A 25,650-nucleotide genomic window follows, 5' to 3' on the forward strand; every position below is an offset into this window, starting at 1 on the left:
GCTCAGAAGCCTATCTCACAATGGTCAAACTGCCGCTGAGCAAATTACAACTGTTGCTCAGTACTATTAAATAATAGTAAACTCCGTATGGTAAAGGGTTGCCGTTATAGGTGCCGTTGAACGGTGTAGCATATCCACGCGATTCGTAAAGCTGTTTACCGTAGCGATTATAAATATGGACCATCGCCTGCGGATAATTTTCAATTCCGGATATTTTCCAATAATCGTTTATACCGTCAGCATTGGGTGTGATGGTATTCGGGATATCCGCTGCACTGATACCTACCGAAACTGTAACTGGCGTACGGCTGCTTTCGCAACTGCCTGATAGCTGACTGATGTAATAAACTGTCTTTACTTTTGCATTAACAGAGAAACGGCCATCAGTTGCTGTACTAACAGGGCTGATTGCGTTTGCAGAAGCGTATAGTTTATAGGTTAGGGATGATAACGGATTGCTTACCAGAATGAGCGCATCTCCCGGGCTGCATATCTGCACATGGTTTATAACAGGTGGTATAATTACATTGTCCTGGTTTTGAACTATGTAGGTATCGGTTAATATAGCGCAGGAGCGTGAATCGGTAATATTTACGGTGTACACCCCCGCGCCGATATTAATCAAATCGACGGATGAGCCAACAGTTTTTCCTGTTACGTCTTTCCAGGTATAGCTATATGGTCCATACCCGCCGGTCACCTGAATATTGGTTACACTTCCTGTTTTTAATGAGCACCCATCATTATTAATTTGTGCCCCTCCCGGTGTAAATTGCAATGGTATACCTGCACCTACCGCGTAACTGTCGTAAAGCTGTTCGCAGCCATTTGCGTCGGTTAAGTATAGCTGATACTTGCCGGAAGTTAGGTTGCTGATGCTTAAACCGCTTCCAACTGTAATTCCTTGGTAAACCCAGCGTGCTGAAATAACCAACGCATCTGCGGTTATAACAATTGAGCCATTTGCCTGTCCGTAACAGGCACCGATTATTAAACTGTTATATTTCGGGTAGGTTGTTAACATCTGCTGGCCAACGTGATAGGTTTTACTCCTCTTGATACAGCCGTAACTATTGCTTGCGGTAAGCGAGTAGTCACCTTGTGCAACACCTGTAAGATCAAAGGTGTTATTTACTACCTTGTTCGAGGCATCTGTCCATTGATATTGGGTAGCACCGCTAACTTGTATACCGGTTACTGAACCATTGGCCAGGCCGCAGCTCTCCACGATGATTTTTACATTCGATTCATCCATTGTTATGCCGTTGGTTTCAGCGATAGTAATAGACGAAGAATAAACCGGACCGCAAGTAGTATTATCAGATACTTCCAAAATGTATTGCCCAGCAGGCTGGTTCAACAAATCGGCCGAAGTGCCCACTTTTGTGCCTGCAGCATTTTTCCAAACGTAGTTTAATGTACCCGAGCCCGTGCCGATGATTCCTGTTATAGCACCGGTTGATTGTCCGCAGGATGTAGGTTGCCTCACCATCGCCGACTGATTGATGTTAGGGCCGGTGGAATTTATTATTGTAACCGGACCATAAAACTGCGTACAGCCTGCACTTGTGTTTAACGTTACTGTGTAATTGCCCGCTTTAACATTTAACAGATCGATCGTATTCCCAACCACAGTTCCAGACTCATCTGCCCATGACGCGGCGGTATAAGATGTAGCCCGAAGCCCCGTTATCGAGCCGGTGCTACTATTGCAGGATGCAGGCGATAATTTTTGATTTGAATTATCTATTTGAGCGGATAAGTCTATTATCTCATAAACAGCCGAACTATTTGTGCAGTATCCGTTGCCGATTGCCAGATGATATTTACCCGCCGGCATGTTTATCAAATCAATTGTATTGCCAACTGCTTTTCCATTAGCATCGTACCATTGATAGCTTAAGGCGTTACTGGCCTTTAAGCCGGTGATTGATCCGTTGCTGCCTGCACAAGCCATCGTTATTTTTACATCCGATGCTGGATTTGTAAACATTAGTTCAGTGAATGCACTGGTTTGACCGTTAATTGTAGACGCGGCAGAAATGCTATAATTACTTAAAGTGCCATTATAGCTCCAATTACCCGATGCATCTGCATTTACAGACGCAAATATTTTCTGGGGTTCGCAATAATTACATAAAATGCTGTAATAAAGATCCACCCGGGAATTTGGCGTAGCGGTTCCATTAACAGAATTATTTGAGCGATCAGTTATTGTTATCGTTCCCAATGGAAAGCCTATGTCATTAGATATCTGCAGGTTGTTAGGAATTAATCCATTATTACATGCTATATTGTTACCCACAACCTCGACACCTCGCGAATCTACATTGTATATAGTGCCGAATTGGCTGTTAAAAATCCCACCCTTACCGCAACCAGCAAAAATATTACCATCGCCGGGATTGGTTCCTCCAATTAACCCGCCGCCGCTACAATAACCAAGTACAACCCCCAATGAAGAATGCTGGATGATGGTATTGCCGGTAATATCGGTGCCAACCTTGTTTCCTTGCATATAAAAGAAGCATGATAACTGTAGTTGAAAGCCACCCAACGTCAGGTTATCTATTATTTTACATTGTTTAACTCCGCCTGTGAAATCAGATATAGAAAAACCGTTTGTATCCGAAGACCCGTTTGTCAACGCGGCTGTTCCTGTATAATTCAAACCAAAAATATTTTGACTTATGAGTACATAACCCAGACTTAACATATTATTATCGTTACCTTTAACATACAGGCAGGTTCCGTAGCACACGTTGCCCTCTTCAGGGGTATTTCCACCAAATGTAAAATCCTCAATAGCAGATAGTTGCACACTGCTACTTCCTAAGGCGCATATCGATGTACCATCCTCGTTTATCCCAATAAAATTGGCGCTTATTTTAACATTTCTTGATACGGTAGCCTGAGTAGGCCTGTAAAAGTCATTGCCTCCTAAGTTGCTGTCAAAGTTCTTAATTACATTCCCTTTGCCTGGCGCACCAATAGTTATATTTTGCGAATTTTGTATAAATAAAGCAGTTGTAAATGAACCATTAAGACCAAAAAATGCAGGATCTTTATCGAGCATTAAGCCGTACAGTTCAACGTCATGCTGGCCAAAAATGCTTAGCCCATACATACTCTTGTTAGCCGTGTAGTAAACTACTATACTAACTTTAGCCGCCGATACGCCAAAAGGGTTACCCGGCTGGGTAGTTCCATCTATTATTAAGTTTGATGAAATGTCTGGCAGCGCATCATGGATAACTATCGTCCGTCCCGTCACGCTGTGGTCGGCAATATTAAAATTGACGTAATCTTTAACTGCCGTACCATTTGCTGCAGCTTGAGTTAAGGCGTCCCGTAACGTGCCAGGGCCAGAATCTGCATTACTGGTTATGGTAAAAATATCAGCAAATGCATTGCAAGCTAAAAAAGATAGAAAGATAAGTAAGAATGTCTTGTGATAACGCATTATAGGTGCACCTGGCCGCTAAAATATCATTTATTTAGCTTACTGCTAATTATATATTATAGTTTTTAAACTATGGCTTCAACTACTTACTTGTACAGGAATATAAATTGTCAGGATAAATCTACAGAGAATACTGTATAGAATATTGATACCATACTGTCCTTTGTAAAGCCATTATCTATTTGCATGTGCAGTTAACGTAAATTGGTTGGGCTTCTCCATTACCAGTGCTTTCCATGACTTTATTATAACTGACTACATTGGTACACCATAATATTTCTATAAGATATCAAAACCACACAGCGTTTATTAAATCGGAACACCAGCGATACGTTGAACCAGACGGGCAATGCACAGCATTACTTCCCATTTCGTTAAGAAATCTTTATCTACACGCTTACGAGTCATTTTAAATCCATGAAAAGGATCGCCTTTGAGCCATTTTAATTTCATGGCGAGGTTTGTCATTTTTTTAATCTGACCAAATGCTTAAGAACACCATTGGTGTCCATTGGCTTTTGGTGGTCTTTTGGTTTGTGATTGTAAAGAAACAATTCGAAGTCGGAGATGAACTTATAGTCCAAGTCAGCTAAGTTGATACCACTTTTATTAAATTTTATTTGAAAAAACTTTATCAAATACCGCTGGGTCACCAAATAATGTCTCATCGTTCCAACTGCAAGCAAAGTTTTGCCCTGCACATTATGATAGGATATAAGCTGCGCAAACGTTACCTGGCTGTCTTTGCTACTCCAGGGAAGGCGTCCTTAAGCGTTCGGTGAGCCATTTAAAATTCGAGACTTCTGTAGTGGCCTTTAATTAGAAGACGTATTTCATCAAAGTAGTTATTTATTTGCTTTCCTTGCATGGTATTTGTTTTACCAGAACCCTCCGCAATATTCCAATGGATTAATTCCGCTTGAAAGTTTTTCAATGCGATATATGCCTTTTGCCCATTTACCGACAGTCCTAAAAAGACTGGCGCTTTGCCTTCCTTAATTCGTTCAGGCCTGATTTTAAAGTGGATTCCAAATTTGTTCGTTGCTCTCATTTTGCTCTAAATTTTGATACGATTTGTTAATAGTTGAATTCAAGTATCATTCGGCACTCTAAATCCTGTATCAAAAAGGCTTAAAAACGATAGGTTTTAATAGTATAAATAATTTACTTACAGTTATTTATATCATTTTTGAGTGCCATAAAAGTACAAACTTAAATCTGGTAGTCACTTTGGTATCATAAACATTGAGAAACTTTGGTTGGATTTGATATGGGTAGAAACAAAAAACCCTGTAAATCAACTAATTTACAGGGTTTTGGAAGCCTTTAATCTTCCACTTGGTGGGAGTTACTGGGTTCGAACCAGTGACCCTCTGCTTGTAAGGCAGATGCTCTGAACCAGCTGAGCTAAACTCCCTTCCTTTTGGGTTTGCAAATATAGAAGCTTTGATCCATTCTTCAAAAAATATTTTAAATTTTATGTTAAATGGTTATTTATTAGGTTATTATATTTTTTACTGGCCGTTGGATTATTAAATGGATTGAGGTACACCCTGATAAAACCGATGCTTTAAAAACAGAAACCCAGATAAGGGATGGAAAAGCAGCAAGATGATTGAGAAACTTATCAGTAACGTTTAGCTTAGGGCTGGTTCAGGGCATCCCGATTTATAATCGGGAGGTTCACTGGTTCGAACCGGTAGTTCCCACAAAATATCCCATATGGGATGAGATTAGAAAAGCCTCTAAGGGCTTTTTGGATTTTGTGCATTTGTACAGAAGAGAGATTGCTCCCGCCCCGATTTAATCTACTTAAAATTTTTGAAAAAATTTGCGAAACCAATCAGTTGCTTATATATTTGCAACCAATTAGTTTCTTATTTAAATAAATAATCATGAAAAGTAAAATCCTCTTTGTTTTATGCCTGCTAACCGGCCTGATGTTTATCAATGCGGGCCTGGATAAATTTTTTCACTATATGCCGATGCCTAAAGAAATGCCGGAGAAAATGGTGAAAGCAGGGAAGGCGTTTATGGAAATAGGCTGGCTAATGCCGCTGGTGGGTGCCGCGGAAATTGTTGGCGGTTTGTTGTTAATCTTTGGGAGAACCAGGGCGCTTGGTGCTATTATTATCGTACCTGTTTTAACTGGTATTCTATTGGCCAACATTAGTATGGCCCCATCGGGTTTGCCTATTGTATTGGCATTGATCGCAATTATTTTTTGGGTAATTATTGACAATAGGGAGAAATACCTGCCTATGATAAGGCGATAATTTTTTTTAATAAGCTTGATCCCTATAATTCAAGCCAGTATAAGAACACTTTAATGAGAAGAGATATTTTTCAAGCGATAGCCGACCCGACACGAAGGGCTATCATTACTTTAATTGCAATACATGCAATGACACCGAATGCTATTGCCGAGCATTTTGATACAACACGGCAGGCAATTTCAAAACATCTAAGGGTTTTAACCGAATGTGAACTGGTGAACCAGCAACACCAGGGCCGGGAGATATATTACCAGCTTGAAATTGACAAGATGAAAGAAATAGACAAATGGCTGGAACAATTCCGCGAGATCTGGGAGACCCGCTTTCAACAACTCGACGACCTTTTATCAATTATTAAATATAAAAAATAATGAAAAACAACTTGCACTTCGACTTCATTGCAGATAAGGAAAAAAATACGCTGACGATCAGGCGTGAGTTTTTAGCCGGCCGGCAATTAGTTTGGGACTGTTACACCAAAAGTGAATTGCTTGACCGATGGTTCGCTCCCAAACCATTAACCACCAAGACAAAATCAATGGACTTTCGTGAAGGCGGCCATTGGCATTATGCAATGGTAGAACCAAACGGCACAGAATACTGGGGCTATACAGCTTACCTGAAAATAAAACTCATTGACTACTATATAGCATCAGATGCATTTAGTAATGCAGAAGGTGAAATAAATAAAGACCTGCCCCTTGCAGAGTGGCTGGTAACTTTTACCGACAAGGGAGAAAACGCTTTGGTAGAAACTATCGTCACCTACAAATCGCTTTCAGATTTAGAAGCTGTTATTCAAATGGGTATGGAGCAAGGAATGACGGCAACACTGGAAAAACTTGATGAATTATTATTAATCTTAAAAAAATAAGCAACAAGATCACCGTTTTAAACTCCAACCTTTTTTATAGCTAAAAACCGATAACTTCGAACTTAAAACTTTCAACTAAAGGCTAATAGCAATTCAAGGTTAACACCACACTAATGCCCCATAGCGCATTACCTAATTTAGTCATTAATGAAATAATTAGCTAACCTAAGCGTTAGTAACCTTTTGTAGGGTATGAAAAGGAGTTGTTTGGCGATGGGGATGGCCGCGCTGCTGCTGACGTCAGTCGCCGGCTGTGGTGTGGTAAAGTCAATGGGTAAAAACCCGGAGGGCGACGAGCTTACCCGGTTGGAGGCCTTGCCTAATTACAAAAATGGCGGTTTCGAAAATTTGGCTGAACGTTCCGACTCGACAGTCAAGCGCAACCGGTTGCTTTATATGTTCCGCAGCCGCCCTCAAACCATCAGGCCTTCTCACGGGCTGCCGTGGGTTAAAACTGATTTGAAGACACTGGCTGCTACCGAACCGACCATTGTTTGGTTCGGTCATTCGTCTTTGCTGATCAAAACCGGGCAGGGTAACGTACTCATCGATCCTATTTTTAGCAACCATGCCGGACCGGTGCCTGGATTGGTTACGGCATTTCAAGGCACTAAGCATTATCACGCCGAGGATATGCCGCCGATAGATGTGCTGATCATTTCCCATGATCACTATGATCACCTGGACTATCGCACCCTGAAAAAATTGAAAGACCATATTAAAATGGCGGTAGTGCCAATGGGTGTAGGTTCAGATTTGGTGTACTGGGGATTTGATCCTAAAAAGATTATCGAATTGAATTGGGACCAATCGGTCACGCTGCCTGGTGGCCTCAAAGTTACCGCTACGGCCGCGCAGCACCGCAGCAACCGTTCGTATACTAAAGAAAATAAAACACTTTGGGCATCTTATGTAATACAAGCAGAGCATTACCGGCTGTTTTACAGTGGCGATAGCGGTTATGGGCCACAATTTAAACAAATAGGCCAGCAATATGGCCCATTTGATCTGGCGCTGCTGGAATGCGGACAATACAGTCCGAATTGGCCGTGGACACATCTGCGCCTTGGGCAGGCTGCCCAGGCCGCTGTTGACCTGCAGGCTTCTTTGCTGCAGCCTATCCACTGGGCTAAGTTTGTGGAAGCGGATCATCCCTGGAACGAACCTATAGAAAAGCTCCTGCCCGCCGCCGAAAAACTGGGTATCCAGGTAAACGTTCCGCGTATAGGGGAGCCTTATACTTTGGGAGATCCGCCCAGGAACGTAGTCTGGTGGGATTTTAAATAAATCATTTGAGCTAATAACTAACCGGTAGCCTAAGCCCAGGCGATCAGCATGAGTGCTGTCAGGACTCAAACAAAACTTTAACTTCAGCTTAGAAAACTTTATCCCGCCTGCCCCTACGCTCATTACCGGCTCTTCGCATTTCCTCCATAATATGTTCCTTCTCAAATCATCTGGCTTTTTATAGTAGTTGTTATTTGTCGCGATCCACCCCTCGATTTGTCAATTTTACACAGCGTAAAATCCTGAAATGCTTCGATCTTTGTATTGTCAATAAAATCAATAATTTAAATAACGCATTATGAAAAAAGCAATTAAAGGATTTAATATCCTCAAACCGGTACTATTAATCGCTATTCTGTTTTTTACAGTGCTTCAGTCTGATGGCCAACAGCTTAAGCCTGCAAGTAGTGGCTATGCGCCTGTTAATGGCATTAAAGTTTACTATGAGGTATATGGTGAGGGTAAGCCTCTCGTTTTGCTACATGGTGCATTTTATACCATTGAAATGAATTGGGGGCAATTAATACCCGAATTGTCAAAAACAAGAAAGGTAATAGCTATTGAATTGCAGGGACATGGGCACACCCCGTTTTTCGACAGAAAATTAGACATTGCTTCCCTGGCAAGTGATGTGGACGGAGTAATGAATTTTTTAAAAGTTGATAGTGCTGATGTTGCAGGATATAGTATGGGTGGTTCCATAGCTTACCAGTTGGCAGTAAAAAGCCCTAAACGGGTAAGAAAATTAGTGATCATTTCTTCTACCTACAAAACCGGTGGCTGGCTGCCCGTTATAAATAATGGGTTTAAAGGTTTTAAGCCTGAGTTTTTTAACAATACTCCTATGAAAGCGGCATATGATGCAGTAGCACCCGACAAAACAAAATGGACAAAGTTCATTGAACAAATGATTGCTTTTGCCGGGGTGCCTTTTGACGTGGGTGATGCCAATATTGCGAAAATTACCTCGCCGGTATTGCTTATATCAGGCGACAATGATGGCCTGGACAAAGTGGAGTTGATGAAAACGTACCAATTACTGGGAGGTGGCGTATCCGCCGATTTGGGGCCGATGCCAAAATCACATTTAGCCATTGTTCCTGCGCAGGGGCATGTCAGCGTAATGATGCAGACGAAAACTATTTTAGGTTATCTGGATGGCTTTTTACAATAGAAACCGTACCTCGTATTCGATAGCTACCCGGTGAATATTTTCAAATTGAATAACCTTAACAGGGGAATATTGATGTAAAATTTATCTTAAAACAATTATAAACAAATGAGAAAAATCAGAATTTTTGAACATATCTCGCTGGATGGCGTGATAGAGCATGACGGGGACTACACCTATGGCGCATGGACTACACCCTATAGAAGCCCTGCCGGGGCGGCAGCCCTCCTGGAGGCATACGGGCCAAACTTCGACCTGCTGCTTGCCCGCCACACCTACGATATATTTAGTGGCTTTTGGCCTAATGCCGGAGATTTCCCAATGGCAAATGCGATAAACGCTGCAACCAAATACATCGCAACCCATAGGCCCGACAGCCTGAAATGGGGTCCGGTGAAGCATTTGGGCGAGGACCTTATAAAGGCGATTCGCGATCTCAAGTCAACGGACGGCCCCGACCTGATCGTTGTGGGAAGTTCGACGCTAACATCTGTGTTGCTTGACCAGGGACTGGCCGACGAGGTTGTGCTCATCACCTACCCGGTTTTGCTTGGCCGGGGTAAACGCTTATTGTCGGACAGTATTGACGCCCGGGAACTTGCATTTGTTGACTCGAAGACCACGCCCACGGGTTTGCTCATCAACACTTATCGGCACGTTGGACCGCTGAAATCCTAATATTTCATTGCCTTAGGCGGCTGAGCGGGCAAGATTTTTATTATTAAATTCCGGTGAAACATTTTAACCACTATATAATTTTCTATATCAATATGGTGTAAATTTGGGACAGCGTTTGGTTATCTAAATTACTTGAATCCATATATATTCCATACCAGCCTGTATAACCTGGCCTCCATGGCAACCCTGTTCGCGGGTGTTACGCTTGCGCTGCTTTTAGGGTTCGCAAAAAGGGCCGACCAAACAGCCAATCTGTTTCTAAGTTCCGCATTAGCCGTAATTGTACTGAAGACTGGTGGGGTTTCGCCTATTTTTTTTCCTGCGTTGGGTCCGCTGTTGTATTTTTATGTACGACAGCTAACCTGGCCGGACCGGGCGTTCGGTCGGAAGGATCTGCTGCATTTTTGCCCCCCATTGGTGGGGTATTGGATGCCGGGCTGGCTGGTTTTAATTTTTGTTATCACCTATTTGTACCTGTCGCATCAGCTGATACAGGATTTTTATAGCCGCCTGCGGCCGGTGCTGATGGACAGACCGCGTTTTGCTTTCAGGCGGCTGGAGAGGACGCTGCTGCTGCTCGGCTTGCTTTGCTTGATATCGCTGTTTAATGACACTCTTAGTTTGACTGTTGCTTTTGTACTGATTGGAATGGCCGCGGAAGTGATGCTGAAATTGGATAGCAGTGTACAGCTGGCAATGCCCATAACTGACAAATCGGATGCAAGGGAGAAAAGCCGAAGGCTTAAGGAAGCGGTGGCTGCAAACCGCCTCTACGAAGATGCCGAACTGACATTGACCACACTGGCGGTGAAACTGAAGATCCATCCGCATGATTTGTCCCGGATCATTAATACGGGGTTGGAAAAGAACTTCAGTGATTTTATTAATGAATTTCGGGTTCGTGCAATTGCCGGGAAAATGCAGGACCCGGCTTACGACCGGCTCACGCTGCTGGGTATCGCTTATGAGTCGGGGTTTAATTCCAAAACAACTTTCAACCGGGTTTTCAAAGAGATGACCGGCAAAACCCCGGTGGAATACAAAAATAGCTTGGACAAAGAGGTGCCAATTGATAAGTTGGCACCCCGGTTACGATTACGGCCGGTAATATTGCGTTCGGAAAGCCCGCCAAATTGGGCTCCTGAAAAATTAAACCGCAATTATATGTTTAGAAATTATTTAAAAGTTGCTTTAAGGAAGCTTTGGAGGAACAAAGCCTTTTCTGCAATAAACATAATCGGATTGGCATTGGGTTTGGCGATCTGTTTCCTTATTTCACTATTTGTAATAGATGAATTAAGCTATGATAAGTTTAATCTGAAGGCAGACAGGATTTTCCGTGTTAATGCTGACTTTCAAGTAAACGGAACTCCATATAATGCGCGCTTGACCCCACCATCGATGGCTTCCATATTGGTTAACGAGTATCCACAAATTGAAAATGCGGTCCGCATTAAAAGCAATGGGAAAATTTTAGTTAAAAAAGGGAATGAGACCTTAAGTGAGACTAATTGTTTTTATGCAGATAATGCATTATTTGATGTATTTACATTAAATATGGTTGCTGGAGATCCTAAAAGTGTTTTGTCAAAGACTCATTCGGTGGTAATTTCAGAGAACATTGCAAGAAAATATTTTAACAGTACGGATGTGATAGGTAAAACTATGGATTTGGGTGATAGTACTGATTATAAAATCACAGGAGTAATAGAAAATACACCGGTACAGTCGCATTTGCATTTTGATTTTATTAAATCTATAAATGAATTGCCAGATAGAAATTTTCCTGACTGGACTAATATAAGCTATGTCACTTACTTGTTAGTACAGCCTGGTGTTACCCAAAACACCTTAGAAAGTTACCTTAAAGAAGCAACAAAGAAACATGCGGAACCTGTTTTGGAAAGAGATCTTCATAGTTCATTGTCAGACCTTGAAAAGAACGGTGACCATTTCAGGTTCGTAACGATACCCTTGACAAAGATTCATCTATACTCTACATTAACGGATGAACAAGAACCATCAGGTAATGCGGAATACGTCTATATATTTACTGTAATTGCCATTTTTATATTATTGATCGCTTGTATTAATTTTATGAACTTTTCAACAGCACAATCTGCGGGTCGCGCCAGAGAAGTAGGGGTTAGAAAGGTTTTGGGATCTAATAAACTTCAATTAATTCGGCAATTTTTAATTGAATCAATTACAACAAGCTGTTTAGCAGTAATTATTGCTGTAATTATAGCAATTCTTTTGCTTCCGTATTTCAATGATCTATCCGGTAAGCAAATCACTTTAGGCTGGCTGTCTAAAATATGGTTTGTACCGGCACTAATATCAATTACATTGGTCATTGGTGTAATTTCTGGTTTATATCCTGCATTTTTCTTATCCGCCTTTCAACCTATAAAAGTATTAAAGGGTAAACTGGCGGTCGGCTTTAAAGGCAGTATGCTTCGTAACGGTTTGGTTGTTTTTCAGTTTGCAACGGTAATAATTCTAATAGTTGGTACGCTCGTCATATACAAACAATTAAAATACATTAGCAATAAAAAGTTAGGCTATAACCGCGATCAGGTTTTGATATTAAAAAACACAAGCACATTATTCCCGAATGCAAAATCCTTTTTAAACGATGTGATAAAAATGCCGGGTATTAAGTCAGGTACAATGACCTCTTGTCTTCCTACATCTATTAATAATTTCACCCAGGTTTATGGAAAGGATGTGGCTATGAGCAAAAACCAGACCATGGCATTGGCCACTTGGTCTGTTGATGAGTATTATATCCCGACATTAGGGATGCAAATGGCTGATGGAAGAAACTTTTCCAAACAGATGTTAACAGATTCCTCAGCTGTTATTGTCAATGAAACGGCTGCAAAAAAGCTTGGGTTCCAACAACCATTAAATAAGTTTATTTATGGACCGGGTGGAGTTCCTTTTCATATTATTGGTGTAGTAAAGGATTTTAATGCAGGCTCGTTACATAGTAAAATATCCCCACTGGTATTTAAAAATGTATTAGATAATGGGGCTATGGCATTTCGCGTCGAAACTAAAAACGTGTCTACGCTTATTTCTGAAATAAGAAGATTATATCATACAAAATACGCAAATATGGCTGGCAAACCATTTTCTTATTCCTTTATGGATGAAGAATTTAATCACCTCCATCAGTCTGAGCAAAATATTGGAAGAATATTTATTACATTTTCTTTTTTTTCAATACTGATCGCCTGTCTTGGCCTGCTTGGTTTAGTTACCTATGCTGCCGAACAACGCGTAAAGGAAATTGGCATTCGAAAGGTACTAGGTGCTAGTATAACTAAGTTAATAATGATGCTTTCCAAAGATTTTTTGAAGTTAATCGGTATCGCTGCCCTTATTTCTTTTCCAATTGCCTGGTGGGGAATGAACCTATGGCTTCAAAACTTTGCATATAGGACAAGTATTAGCTGGTGGATATTTGTCGTAGCAGGATTTTTAGCTGTAACCATAGCAATGTTTACCGTAAGTTATCAAGCATTAAAAGCAGCTTTAGCAAATCCCGTAAAAAGTTTACGATCGGAATAATCATTCTCTGTATAAAGCTCACAAACAATTGTGACGTTATAATTTTGTGTAATCTAAGGTATAACTTGAGAACTTATACTTTTAGATCGCAAAATGTAATGTAAAGACCATTAAACGCAACTCAGAAAGCAAATGGTTCGTTATATGCCCAGTAACCACCACAAAACCCGGTAGAAATACCAGGTTTTTCTATTTAAAGAGATTTCCAATCCAATAAAGAGTGAGTGAGCGTAATTGGCAACAGCAGTCCTTTTTTCTACATTTGTGAGGCGGACTGCCCTTCACAGACCTTTAAAAAACCCATGGACAGCAAAGCCAACAACAGTTCTACAACGCATATTCGCAAATAACACCTAAATGGCTACAGACACATTTAAAATAACCATACATATGGTTTCAAGTCTTGATGGTTATATCGCCAAAAAAGACAATAGCGTTTCGTGGTTTGAGACGGCTGACAACTATGAAAAAGGGGTTAATATTAACGAACAGGATGCAAAGGAGTTTCTTAAAACGATAGACTGCTATGTAATGGGTTCCCACACATATGAACACGCTTTGGAACTTTCAAAATCGTATGGCTGGGTTTACGGAGACGTGCCGACTATTGTATTAACTCACAGAAAACTGACGGTTGACAGGCAAAACATTGAAACTTATTCGGGCGACCTGCACAAATTGGTGAATGAACAACTTAAGCCAAACTACAAGAATGTTTGGCTTGTAGGCGGTGCTAAACTTGCTAAGGATTTCATTCGCCTAAACTTAGCAGACGAAATAAGACAGTCAATTCTGCCAATTATTTTGGGTGACGGAACGCCGTTTTTTGATCAGATAGGACAAGAACAGGCATTACACCTAAAAGATGTGAAAGCCTACAAAAGCGGAATGGTGGAACTATGTTACGAAATAAGAAAATAACAGGATGTTCTGATAGGGTTTCCATCGAAATTCTCCAAAATCCTGTAAATCACCCAATTTACAGGATTTTATATTTTTTTAAGTTTTCAACGTAGAGACGCATAATTGCGTCTCCCGCGTGCAAATCACACATGTAAATTGATCTTGCAAATCGGCCTTGCAAATCCTGAATGTCCTCCGGGAGACGCAATTATGCGTCTCTACAACAGCCCCATTTGCAGCAATGTCATTACTGTTTTTTCCAGCTTAGCTGGTGGTTACTCGTATGACGATCTATTTTCAAACGGCCTCTGAGAGGGATGCAGATATTTGTTTCATTCTCTCCAAACCCACAGTCCTATAATCTGTTAATCCACAAGCTATTCGTTAACCCACAGCTTTAAAATGGATTATGAAATTATTTAAATGCACCAATTGCAGTCAGTTGTTATATTTTGAAAACAGTTTGTGCGAATGCTGTAAGCATGCCCTGGGCTTTATTGCCGATGATTTAAACCTGGTTACTTTGGTACAGGATAATAACGGGTATTACCATTTATACAGTAATAAAAAACCTTTTATTGGTGGCTTACTTAATAGCAAACAACCGCAGTTTAAGTATTGCAAAAATCAGGGGTTTGGTGTTTGTAACTGGCTGATACCGGCTGATGACCCGAAAGCTTATTGCCGCGCATGCGAACTGAACCATATGGTGCCCGATTTATCCGACAATGAACATGTGAGGCAATGGGGACTAATTGAGGCCGCCAAACATAGGATGATTTATAGTTTACTGCAATTGAAACTGCCATTGGTGAGTAAACTGCAGGACGTGGAAAGGGGCCTGAGCTTTGATTTTTTGACGGATATAAACCCAGCTCAAAAGGTTTTAACCGGGCACGAAAACGGCCAGATAACACTCAACGTTAACGAGGCCGACGATGATAAGCGCGAGCTATCGCGTAAGCAAATGAACGAACCTTACCGTACGTTGCTGGGCCATTTCAGGCACGAAGTTGGCCATTATTATTGGGACAGGCTGGTAGCGGATAGCTCCTTTATTAATGAATACCGCCAATTATTTGGTGATGAACGGCAGGACTACGACCGAGCCCTGCAACGCCATTACAACCAGGGCGCCCCGGCCAATTGGAATTTAAATTTCATTAGCGCGTATGCCAGCGCTCACCCATGGGAAGACTGGGCCGAAACCTGGGCGCATTACCTCCATATTACCGACACGCTTGAAACAGCCGATGCCTTTGGCATGCGGGTAGCTCCCCGCGTTGCCAACAGGAACAGCAACCTGGTAGCAACCATAAATTCAAACCCTTATAAGCAGCAAAACTTTAAGCAATTACTTGATATGTGGCTGCCATTAACCTTTGCTGTGAATAGCATGAACCGCAGTATGGGCAATAAGGATTTATACCCTTTTGTAATTCAACCTAAGGTGGTGGCGAAACTTAGCTTTATTCACAAAGTTTGCTTTGCTTCGTGTGTAAATTAAAAAAGACTGACTCTCGAAGTGAGAAACTGTTTAAATTTGATTTATTAATGTTTTTATACCTCCAATGAACTACATATCCACGCGTCATTGCGATTAGTAAAATTTCGCGAAACTCTGAAGGGGAAATGACGTTTTAAAAGGTTTGTCATCCTGAACGCAGTGAAGGATCTATTCGCAGACTGTACAGAGCGAAGAGGCATGGCGAATAATAGATGCTTCACTGCGTTCAGCATGACAAAAGGCTTTTTTTGCAAACAGGTCATGGGTGGGTACGAAGCAATCCCCACCTTACAGAGTAGCTTTGCAAATCCGATCTGCATAGTCGGGGATTGCTTCGTACCTCGCAATGACGGCCTGTTTTTTTATTTTTAAACAGCTTCTGAGAAGTTTAGCGGAGAAAAGGTTGTTCATTTAGATCTTTAATAAAAGAAAATGACAACGGTTTTAAGTATTGATATGATAAAAAAATACCAATATCCCCTATTCAACCCTGCTTACATCCACATTTACATACATCCGCTGGCCCGCGCCGCTGTAAACAATACCTTTAAGCGGCACAACATCGGCAAAATCGCGGCCAATGGCCGTACGGATATGCCGGTCGTTAACCAGCAGGTTATTGGTGGCGTCAAACTCAGTCCACCCAACATTGGGGATGTACAACGCTATCCAGGCATGTGAGGCATCGGAGCCAAATAATTTAGGTTTCCCCGGGGGAGGCAGGGTTTCAATATAACCGCTTACGTAACGGGCCGATAAACCTATAGAGCGCAAACAGGCCAGGGCGAAATGTGCAAAATCCTGGCAAACGCCCTTTTTATGTAAAAAAACGTCTTCAAGCTTTGTACTTACATCAGTAAAGCCAGGCGTAAAGTCAAAATCATTAAATATGCGGGCGTTCAGATCAAGCATGGCATCCATGACGGGCCTTCCGGGTGTAAATGACTTTAATGCATACTCCTGGATGCCGGGTATAAACACCACATGGTCCGATTCGAGGTAAAATTGCCTGATATCATTTTCGGCATTTGTGCTCTGCAGCCACCTTACCACGCTTTCCCAGGGCATGGTGTTTTTCGGCACCGTGTTTATCCATACGGGCTCGGCTATTGTAACCTCGCTTTTTATTTCTACACTCAGTTTCTGATGAAACTCCTCGATAGAAAAATAGATAAACTTATTGTTAAAAAAGTCTTCCCTGGTTACCAGGAAATGCGGAACCGGATAAATTTGATAATGCACCTTCTCTACCTGCTGAAAAGCATGATTAACAGGCACCTGGTAAACCAGGTTATGGCACAATGATGCAGGCAGCTGATACTCGTACCGGGTAATATGGGTGACCTGGTATTTCATAAGCCTGGGTGTTTTTTAAATTCCCGGTTAAAAACAAATAGCGTCATGTAATAAGTTCTCATAATTCGGGCAGTGTATTATTACTTTTTACAAAACTATACTGGCTTTGGGTAGGGCTAAAATAGGTTTCAAATATAAGAGTTGATGCCTGGCTTAATACGGTGATAAGGTGATGTAAAAAGCTGCTAAGTTCCTTTTTGCTGAAATCATTTGCATTGCCCGATCCTGCCATCCTGTTAACATCACACAGCCTGATCATGGTTAAGGCCTCCAGCAGCTTTTTGTGTGCCGGGCTAAGGCCGCCCTCGTTACTGTTATCAGGCAAATGGGTAAGGTGTTCATCAATTTTTGCAATTAAAAAAGCTACCGATTTTGGATTATCCTCATTAACCAGCAATAAATTAAGCACTCCCGGGAGTTGCAGCGTTGAGCGGTACAAATAACGGTAAGTAACCAGGCTTTCGTGGCACATCAGCACCAGTTCCATCAATTGCTTTTCTACATCGGGCTTTACATTATTGGTTAATGCCGCCTGTAATATGGTGCAGGTATTAAGGGATGACTCTAAGAAACGGCCAATGTTAAGCAGCCGCCAGCTGGAAGCCCTGGTCATGTTATCATTATTTAGGCCGATAAAAGCCATTAGCTTGATAATAAACTGATCGAGATTATGATATATCTTCCGCAGATCGTTACCGTTTTCCTTCATCAGCTCAAACTCTTCAGATATACTGTCCAATATCCGCCAGGTATCCAGGCTTAAGCGGTCGCGCACGGCATAGCCGTTGGTTAAAAACGACTGCAGGGATTGTGCCAGCGTACCCGCCCGGCCTGTTTCAACCGCGAGGGATAGCAGTTCTTTTTCGGGCTGCCGCAATTTGGCCTGGTCTTGTGAGGCAAAACCGGGAAGGGTGCCCGTTAAGGTGCTTAAACTTTTAAGCAGTATTACCAGGGGTTGATTGGTTTCGGGATGAATTTCATCATCGCGCTCGTTGTAAATTTTAAGCACAATACGCATCATCCGCACGTTGCTCACGGCCCGGTCAAGATAGCGCCCCAGCCAAAATAGGCTTTCGCCTGTACGGCTTGGCAAAATATTTTTAACCCGCCTCAATATCGGCTGGTTTGCCACTGGTTTAGCCTGGCTTTGCGGCGATGGACCAAGCACCCAGGTATCTTTACTGATACCGCCCGATTGATTTGAAATAATAAACTCGCCTTTAACGGGAAAGCTGCGCGATAACCCGCCCGGCATTACGTGATAAACCTCCTTTTCCATATCGGCCACAATGTAGCTCCTGAAAACAGCGTTGCAGGCCTCCAGGTTGTTGCCGATAAGTGATGGCGTTGTGCTGAAGCTTACCACTTCCTGCGCCACATATAAATACGGCCGGGTGTTTATTTCTTTCCTAAGCTCATCTATTTGTTTTTTGCTCAGTTCGCTGCCGATGTATGGCAAGTTCTCGTTACTCCTGTAAATAGAGCGGATAATAAGAAAAGGCAGGTTATCAAGTACATATTTTTTTTCCTTTTCGTGCCCGCACCACCAGGTTGCTACCGATGGTAAAATCAATTCTTCGTTTAGCAAATGTTTGCACAGGCGCGGTAAAAATGCCATTAACCCGGGGTTCTCTAATATCCGGCCGCCTAATGGATTAATAATGGTCACCTTTTTTTGCCTTACAGCTTCCATCAGCCCAACCACGCCGAGGTGCGAATCGCCCAAAAATTCAAGCGGGTCGCAAAAAATATCATCAACACGTCTTACAATAACATCAACCTTTTCAAGTCCCTTTAAAGTTTTTAGCCATACATAGCCGTCGCTTACGGTTAAATCCTGCCCAAAAACAAGTGTAAAACCCAGGGATGATGCCAGGTAGGCATGCTCAAAATAGGTTTCATTAGCAGTACCGGGCGATAAAAGCACCACACGCGGGTTTTCTTTATTTTGTAAAGCGAGCCTGGTAAGGGTATTTTTTAACGTTTGATAATAAGATGAAATTTTACGCACCTGGTTTTCACGGATCAAATCCGGAAACACCCTGGTCATGGCGGCCCTGTTTTCAAGCGTATAGCCTGCGCCCGATGGTGCATCGGTACGGTCATGCAGCACCCATATTTTACCAAGCGGCCCCCGCACAAGGTCGGCGGAGTATAGGATAAGTTGAAACTTGCCCGGTATTTTGATCTTATCGGCCTGCCGCAAAAAACCTTTATGCGTAAACACCATCTCAAGGGGAATAAACCCCTCTTTAATCAGCTTACGTTCGCCATAAATATCTGATAAAATAAGATTCAGCAATTCGGCACGCTGTACCAGGCCACGTTCGATGTTTTCCCATTCCTGCTGGCTAAAAACCATAGGTACAGGGTCCAGCTTCCAGGGGCGGTTAATGCCATCGGGATCGCTGTACACATTATAGGTAACACCATTATCCCGCAGCTCCTGGCTAATTTCCCTGCTTCGCTGCGCCATTTTTTCAATGCCCAGCTCATCGTAAGCATGTGCAAGCTTTTTCCAATGCTCGCGTACCACCCCTTCGGGTGCGGCAAGCTCATCAAAAAAAGGTTTTGCAGTTTTACCGTTCCGCTCCAGGTAAGTATCAATCATTCTGCAAATTTCTTATTTTTTCGCTATAAATTCCTGGCATTTTTATATCGCCTCAAATCCATGGTATACGGGTACTCCGGGCTAACCACTTCATTGGTGATAGTATACTGCGGCAGGATATTCATTTTGGTAACAAACCTGCCCCCGGCTGTTTGTTGAGCAACCGCCGGCTCAACCAGGTTAACCGAATGGCCAAAATCAAAAAAGCGGGAAATTATGCGCGACTCGGCCTCGTAGCTGTTTACCGGGAAGGTATCATAACTGCGCCCGCCCGGGTGCGATACATGGTACTGACAGGCGGCTACTGATTTTTGCGTCCAGGTATCAAACAGGTCGAATACCAATGGGGTATCGGTACCAATGGTTGGGTGCAGTGCCGATGGCGGCTGCCATGCCCTGTAACGTACCCCGGCAATGTATTCGCCCTGTACACCGGTACTTTTTAGCGGAATTTTTAACCCGTTGCACAAAAAGGTATAACGCGAATCGGTAAGCCCGGATATTTTAACCTGGATGCGCTCCAGCGATGAATCCACAAAGCGGGATGTACCTGTGCTCGACATTTCTTCGCCCAGTACATGCCATGGCTCAATGGCCATTTTGATCTCGATATTGATATCATCCACCTGCAACTCGCCGAGGAATGGGAAACGGAAGCTGAAGAAAGGCTCGAACCAGGAGATATCAAAACCGTAACCGGCATCGCGCAGACTATTCACCACCTCGGTCATGTCCTTATAGCAGTAATGCGGCAGCAAAAAGCGGTCATGCAGCTCGGTTCCCCAACGTACCAGCTTATGGTTGTATGGCGTTTTCCAGAACCAGGCCAGCAGCGTTCTGATAAGCAGAAACTGCACCATGCTCATGCGGTAATGCGGCGGCATATCAAATCCCCTAAACTCCAGGATGCCCAACCGGCCGCTTGATGAATCGGGCGAATAAAGCTTATCGATACAAAACTCCGACCGATGGGTATTACCCGTTATATCTGTCAAAAAATGACGGAAAATGCGGTCGACCAACCAAAAAGGCACTTCGTTCTCGGCACGGTCCGGTACCTGCTGAAAAGCGATCTCCAATTCATAAAGCGTTTCCATCCTACCCTCGTCAACCCGCGGCGCCTGGCTGGTTGGGCCAATAAACTGGGTTGAAAACAGGTACGATAAGCAGGGATGATGTTGCCAGAAAGTAATAAAACTCCGTAAAATATCAGGCCGGCGCAGCAATGGGCTATCAGACGGAACTTCTCCGCCCAGTGTTACATGGTTACCGCCGCCGGTACCCGTATGCCTCCCATCGATATTAAACTTTTCGGTAGCAAGGCGCGATTCGGCCGCCTTTTTATAAAGAATATCATAATTTTTAGCCAGTTCGCGCCAGCTCGCTGCCGGGTGAATATTCACCTCTATAACCCCCGGATCCGGCGTGATCATCATTTTGGTAACGCGATTATCCGACGGAGGATCATACCCTTCTATCAATACCGGCATTTTCAGTTTCGCGGCTGTACGCTCAACGGTATTTACCAGGTATAAATAATGTTCAAAATAACTTGTAGGCGGGAAAAAGATAAAGAGTTTACCCTGCCTCACCTCAACCACCAGGGCGGTTTTAAAAATTATTTTACTATTGTTGAATTTAGTGCCGGTCACCGGAATAAGCCTATCACCCTCGGGTAATGCATCTACATCGGCAAACAAGCTTCTTTCTGGTAATTCCTCCTGCTCTGCCGGATCAAAATACTGCACCGAATCTAAAGGTAAACGTAAGCCTACCGGCGAATTGCCGGGAACAAGGAATAAATTTTGCCTTCTAAACGACCATTTACAGCTTTGCCAGTTACTTTTTTCCAGATCCCATTTAATGGGTACCACGTAACCTACAGGCTCATTAAGGCCGGTATTTAGCAACTCTGCCAGTTTCTGGCGCTCCAGCGGCGATTTCAGGTCTACCTTAAGCGGATCAACATTTATCGGGGTTTTGCTTTCTTCCCATAAAAAATAAAAAGGATCCTCGTAAGTAGCTGTTATATTTTTAGTATCGATATGCAATTCATTGGTAAGTAATCGCATAAAGCTTTTGGCATCTTTTGGGCCAAGGCCATAATCTTTTGACAGATCGGCCATCAGCGTATCATTATTCCATAACGGTACATGGTCTTTACGCCAGTAACAGGCCAGTTTCCAACGGGGTAATGGCTCGCCGGGGTACCATTTACCCTGCCCGTATTGCATCAGGGCGCCTTCACCATATTCGTTTTTAAGCTTGTGGAACAGGATGTTGGAAAGGCGGCGTTTATGCTCCCCGTCTGCCGCCGAGTTCCATTCCGGCGCCTCATTATTATCTACCGATACAAAAGTTGGCTCGCCGCCCATGGTAAGCCGTACATTGTTGGCGGCAAACTCTTCATCAACTTTATCGCCGAGGGCCATAATATCATCCCATTGCTCGTCAGAGAATGGTTTGGTTACCCGCGGCTTTTCTTCAATCCGGGTAATGGTGTTTTCAAAAGAAAATTCGGTTTCACAAGGTTCGGCCATGCCGCTAATGGGGGCCGCACTCTGTGCATCGGGTGTACAGGCCAATGGAATATGTCCCTCACCGGCAAATAAACCCGATGTAGGATCGAGGCCTACCCATCCTGCGCCCGGCAGGTATACTTCTGTCCATGCATGCAGATCGGTAAAATCCTGTTCGGGACCCGACGCCCCATCCAGCGATTTTATATCGGGTTTCAGCTGCACCAGGTAGCCCGATGCAAAGCGGGCGGCCAGGCCAAAATGCCTTAGCAATTGCACAAACAGCCAGGCAGTATCCCTACATGAGCCCGATTTTAGTTCGAGTGTTTCCTCGCATGATTGCACACCAGGCTCCATCCGGATGTTGTATGAAATTTCCAGGTACAGCATCCTGTTAAGGCTAACCAAAAAATCCTGTGTGACTGTATTTTTTTTAAGCAGATCGGCGGCCTTTTCGGTAAGGTCCATCAGCAGCGGGCCGCGTTCGGTAATCTCCAGGTAAGGTACCAGGTTCTTTTGCAGCGAGTCTTCGTACGCAAAAGGATAATGGTTGGCATATTCTTCTACAAAAAAGTCGAACGGATTAATTACCACCATATCGGCTATCACCTCTACATCAATAACAAACTCGTTCACTTTTTCAGGAAAAACGATCCGGGCGAGGTAATTGCCAAAAGGGTCCTGCTGCCAGTTTATAAAATGTTTTTCGGGCAGTATTTTTAAGGAATAGCCTTTGATCATGGTGCGCGAATGCGCCGCGGGCCTTAACCGGATAACCTGGGGTGAAAGTGTTATCTGACGGTCGTATTTATAACTTGTAAAATGACGAATTGCTACTTTTATTGACATAAACAGCTTTTTGTGTTATAAACATAGCCTATTAATAATAAAACACGCAATAAAATGCGCATTTTATTATATATTTTTTAAATTAATATGAATATCGTAAAAAAGATCGTGGTTTTGGCCGGTAATGCATTTTGGGGTTAACAACCAAACCGTTGAGAAGGACTGATAGCAGTTTTTTTTATGGGTGACAAAAAGTAATACGAAACTGAAATTTTTGATGGTATAGCACATGGCTTGGTGAGCAGAAGAAGATCACATCATGACAGCAATAAAACAGCATCCGATATTCGAAAACAGGCCATTTTTAGGCTGTATGATAAACCGCATTCAATTTTACCGCTATTTACCTAAACAAAAAGCCGCTCTACTTTCGTAAAGCGGCTTCGTAGCCCGTAGGGAGATTCTTTGAACACTTAATGGAGTTTTTAGAGGCTGTTGAGCCGATTTTGGAAGATGAAAACAAGATTTCAAGTATCTGAAATTTTCAAATGTAGATTATAGTGCTTATCTATAGTAGTTCAAATAAGCAGTTGGTGTGTAATTACCGAACGCTGTGTTCTGAAAATAATTTGCAACATAAAGTGCACTAGCCGGTCTCATCAACAGTGAGTAAGCAAAAGGATGAGAATTTACCCGACCGACGCCTGGTAACAGCTGTATTAAACAACGACCGTCATGCTTTTGGTTTGATCATTAAAAAAACGGAGGCATTGGTTGCACAAATGACCTTCAAAATGATCAACAGCCCCGGCGACCGTAAAGACATTGCCCAGGACGTTTACCTGAAGGCCTTCAAAAATCTTAGTAGCTTTAAGTTTCAATCCAAGTTATCTACCTGGATCGGTCAGATCGCTTATAATACCTGCCTCCATTACCTGGAGAAAAAGAAGCTGGTGCTTATGGATAACTTTGGAGAAGACAGTGAGTTTCCGATAGATCATTTTAATAAAGATTTAAAAAATGACACTGAAGACCTCGTGTTTAATAAGGAACTGGCGGCCATGCTTCAGACGGAGATCGAACAGCTTAAACCACTTTACAAAACCCTTATTTCCTTGTATCATCAGGAAGAACTAAGCTATGCAGAGATCGCTGAGATTACCTCTCTACCGGAAGGCACGGTCAAAAACTACATTTTCAGGGCAAGAAAAACGCTGAAAGAAAACCTCTTATTAAAATACAAAAGAAACGAGTTATGATAACAGCACATCTTACCGACGCGGAGATACAGCTTTATATAGCTGAACCGGAAAACATCAATGATCAATTGAAAATACATGTGCAGGATTGCGAAAACTGCCAGGCTAATATCGCCAACTACCGGTGGCTTTTTAACGGCATTCAAGTCCAGGCAAAACCCCGGTTTGATTTTGACCTTACTAGCCTGGTCTTGGAACGATTACCGGAGCCGAAACGCGCATTCCCATGGGCAGTTCTATTTATCTCAGTGTTCTCTGTTTCCTTTATTTTGTTATTAGCGGTATTCTTCTGGTCATACATGGAAGCGGTTATTACGCGCGCACCGACGGTACTAATAGCAACAGCAATTACCGCAGCAGTCGTTATATTAATTTTTCAGGCCGTTGAAATGATCAGAAATCATCAAAAGCAGTTGCACGCACTTTTAAATGTAAACACAATGCAACTATAATCCGTGTAACCGGTCTCATCAGGTATAAAAGCAAATCATAAAAGCATGAAAAAGATATATTTAACACTTCTATTGTTCCCGGCTGCCTTAGGTGCGAACGCGCAGAGCAGTACCAATTTAATGAGTGACAGGGCTACCTTCGAGGAATTTGTCCGCGACATCGTTATCCTGCTGATGATCTTTATGGTTACCAGCTTTATTCTAACGATGATCAGGCTCTTTTTGGATAACGGTCTTAAGAAGAAGATCGTAGAGATGGGAACGCCGGAAACTATTGTTGCACAATTGATGGCAAGTGGTAAAAATGAACTGAGAAACAGTCTCAAATTATTCTGTGCACTTTGCGGAATTGGTGTCGGGCTCGGCATCATCGGCTTTTACCAACTGACAGATATTTATGCGCTGATGGTCATTTCATTTTGTTTAGCTGCTGGCTTTCTTTGCCACTTTCTCCTCATCAGTCGTCTAAATAAATAACGCCTACGTACTTCAATAAAAATCAAAACTTGACAGGCATGGGAATGCTATGCCTATTTAATAACGCCTAACACGTATAAAATTGAAGAAATTAATCCCGGCAGTTACTGCCGCTCTGCTATTGCTTTGCGTTTTTTTTGCCTTTTTCCTTCAAAATAAACGCAAAGGCGAAACGGTTCTTTCTATAAAAGATGCGAAGCCCAGTTACACTTTTAAAGCTTCCTTTTGCGCGGGTTCAACGCCGGACCTCACCAGATATATGGATAGCTGTGCCAGCATACTCAGAAAAGAAAATGCAAACTTCCATATAAAAATCTCAGAAGGAGATTTAACTATTACGGCAGATAGGCGGGCTAATTCTGTTATTGCGATAGCTCATATCAGAAAGATGTGCCAGGGCATCAGTGATGTTCTTATTCAGAATTAACCCGCCTTTTTATCATTAAAAT

General features: G+C 42.6%; 20 protein-coding genes and 2 tRNA genes. 14 read left to right on the forward strand and 8 right to left on the reverse strand.

Features of this window, described 5'->3' with window-relative positions; translation table 11 throughout:
* Positions 1–10 precede the first annotated feature (10 nt).
* The 5 genes from AC1DQW_RS00260 to AC1DQW_RS00280 all read right to left on the reverse strand — a co-directional run bounded on the left by AC1DQW_RS00260 (position 11) and on the right by AC1DQW_RS00280 (position 4,880).
* Positions 11–3,463, reverse strand: a complete 3,453-nt coding sequence (locus tag AC1DQW_RS00260; protein WP_477452298.1) for a T9SS type B sorting domain-containing protein — start codon at positions 3,461–3,463, stop codon at positions 11–13.
* Positions 3,464–3,772: 309 nt separating this feature from the next.
* Positions 3,773–3,931, reverse strand: a complete 159-nt coding sequence (locus AC1DQW_RS00265; RefSeq protein WP_477452299.1) for a hypothetical protein — start codon at positions 3,929–3,931, stop codon at positions 3,773–3,775.
* A complete protein-coding gene (locus AC1DQW_RS00270) occupies positions 3,928–4,164 on the reverse strand; it encodes a phage integrase SAM-like domain-containing protein (RefSeq protein WP_477452300.1) in 237 nt (78 codons plus the stop codon). Before AC1DQW_RS00270 ends, AC1DQW_RS00265 begins: the two co-directional genes overlap by 4 nt.
* Positions 4,165–4,250: 86 nt before the next feature.
* Positions 4,251–4,514: a hypothetical protein gene (locus AC1DQW_RS00275; RefSeq protein ID WP_477452301.1), complete on the reverse strand. Its 264-nt coding sequence runs from the start codon at positions 4,512–4,514 to the stop codon at positions 4,251–4,253.
* A 288-nt stretch (positions 4,515–4,802) separates the two neighbouring features.
* Positions 4,803–4,880 (reverse strand) — tRNA-Val (locus AC1DQW_RS00280).
* A gap of 220 nt (positions 4,881–5,100) precedes the next feature.
* Between AC1DQW_RS00280 and AC1DQW_RS00285 the strand changes: the two genes are divergently transcribed.
* The 10 genes from AC1DQW_RS00285 (at position 5,101) to AC1DQW_RS00330 (ending at position 15,738) form a co-directional block, all read left to right on the forward strand.
* Positions 5,101–5,172, forward strand: a tRNA-Ile gene (locus tag AC1DQW_RS00285).
* A 186-nt stretch (positions 5,173–5,358) separates the two neighbouring features.
* Positions 5,359–5,739, forward strand: coding sequence for a DoxX family membrane protein (locus tag AC1DQW_RS00290; protein WP_477452302.1), 381 nt, complete (start codon positions 5,359–5,361; stop codon positions 5,737–5,739).
* Between the two features lie 53 nt (positions 5,740–5,792).
* Complete coding sequence (locus tag AC1DQW_RS00295) at positions 5,793–6,110, forward strand: ArsR/SmtB family transcription factor (RefSeq protein ID WP_477452303.1); 318 nt, start codon at positions 5,793–5,795, stop codon at positions 6,108–6,110.
* Positions 6,110–6,613 carry an SRPBCC family protein gene (locus AC1DQW_RS00300; RefSeq protein ID WP_477452304.1) on the forward strand — a complete coding sequence of 168 codons (504 nt, stop codon included), beginning with the start codon at positions 6,110–6,112 and terminating at the stop codon, positions 6,611–6,613. Before AC1DQW_RS00295 ends, AC1DQW_RS00300 begins: the two co-directional genes overlap by 1 nt.
* 192 nt (positions 6,614–6,805) lie before the next feature.
* The gene (locus AC1DQW_RS00305; protein WP_477452305.1) at positions 6,806–7,900 is read left to right on the forward strand and encodes an MBL fold metallo-hydrolase; all 1,095 of its coding nucleotides are present in this window, start codon (positions 6,806–6,808) and stop codon (positions 7,898–7,900) included.
* A gap of 298 nt (positions 7,901–8,198) precedes the next feature.
* Entirely contained in the window at positions 8,199–9,074 is an 876-nt protein-coding gene (locus AC1DQW_RS00310) for an alpha/beta fold hydrolase (protein WP_477452306.1), read from the forward strand.
* A 105-nt stretch (positions 9,075–9,179) separates the two neighbouring features.
* The gene (locus AC1DQW_RS00315) at positions 9,180–9,749 is read left to right on the forward strand and encodes a dihydrofolate reductase family protein (protein ID WP_477452307.1); all 570 of its coding nucleotides are present in this window, start codon (positions 9,180–9,182) and stop codon (positions 9,747–9,749) included.
* Between the two features lie 177 nt (positions 9,750–9,926).
* Positions 9,927–13,328, forward strand: a complete 3,402-nt coding sequence (locus AC1DQW_RS00320; protein WP_477452308.1) for an ABC transporter permease — start codon at positions 9,927–9,929, stop codon at positions 13,326–13,328.
* Between the two features lie 357 nt (positions 13,329–13,685).
* Positions 13,686–14,249 (forward strand): dihydrofolate reductase family protein, encoded by a 564-nt coding sequence (locus tag AC1DQW_RS00325; RefSeq protein ID WP_477452309.1) that lies wholly within the window; start codon positions 13,686–13,688, stop codon positions 14,247–14,249.
* A 391-nt stretch (positions 14,250–14,640) separates the two neighbouring features.
* Positions 14,641–15,738, forward strand: a complete 1,098-nt coding sequence (locus AC1DQW_RS00330; RefSeq protein ID WP_477452310.1) for a zinc-binding metallopeptidase family protein — start codon at positions 14,641–14,643, stop codon at positions 15,736–15,738.
* A gap of 480 nt (positions 15,739–16,218) precedes the next feature.
* On the opposite strand, the gene AC1DQW_RS00335 is transcribed toward AC1DQW_RS00330, so the two are convergent.
* From AC1DQW_RS00335 to AC1DQW_RS00345, 3 genes are read right to left on the reverse strand one after another with little or no spacing between them, the layout of a single operon-like run.
* On the reverse strand, positions 16,219–17,094 hold the full coding sequence (locus AC1DQW_RS00335; protein WP_477452311.1) for a transglutaminase family protein: 876 nt from the start codon (positions 17,092–17,094) through the stop codon (positions 16,219–16,221).
* 58 nt (positions 17,095–17,152) lie between these two features.
* A complete protein-coding gene (locus tag AC1DQW_RS00340; protein ID WP_477452312.1) occupies positions 17,153–19,705 on the reverse strand; it encodes a circularly permuted type 2 ATP-grasp protein in 2,553 nt (850 codons plus the stop codon).
* 23 nt (positions 19,706–19,728) lie between these two features.
* Positions 19,729–23,073 (reverse strand): transglutaminase family protein, encoded by a 3,345-nt coding sequence (locus AC1DQW_RS00345; protein ID WP_477452313.1) that lies wholly within the window; start codon positions 23,071–23,073, stop codon positions 19,729–19,731.
* Between the two features lie 605 nt (positions 23,074–23,678).
* Between AC1DQW_RS00345 and AC1DQW_RS00350 the strand changes: the two genes are divergently transcribed.
* From AC1DQW_RS00350 to AC1DQW_RS00365, 4 genes are all read left to right on the forward strand, one after another.
* Positions 23,679–24,272, forward strand: a complete 594-nt coding sequence (locus AC1DQW_RS00350) for an RNA polymerase sigma factor (RefSeq protein ID WP_477452314.1) — start codon at positions 23,679–23,681, stop codon at positions 24,270–24,272.
* Entirely contained in the window at positions 24,269–24,724 is a 456-nt protein-coding gene (locus AC1DQW_RS00355; RefSeq protein ID WP_477452315.1) for a hypothetical protein, read from the forward strand. The genes AC1DQW_RS00350 and AC1DQW_RS00355 overlap by 4 nt, the downstream gene beginning before the upstream one ends.
* 45 nt (positions 24,725–24,769) lie before the next feature.
* The gene (locus AC1DQW_RS00360; protein WP_477452316.1) at positions 24,770–25,201 is read left to right on the forward strand and encodes a hypothetical protein; all 432 of its coding nucleotides are present in this window, start codon (positions 24,770–24,772) and stop codon (positions 25,199–25,201) included.
* Positions 25,202–25,283: 82 nt separating this feature from the next.
* The gene (locus tag AC1DQW_RS00365) at positions 25,284–25,628 is read left to right on the forward strand and encodes a hypothetical protein (protein ID WP_477452317.1); all 345 of its coding nucleotides are present in this window, start codon (positions 25,284–25,286) and stop codon (positions 25,626–25,628) included.
* Positions 25,629–25,650: the final 22 nt, after the last annotated feature.

This window comes from Mucilaginibacter sp. P5_A4 (assembly GCF_056400605.1).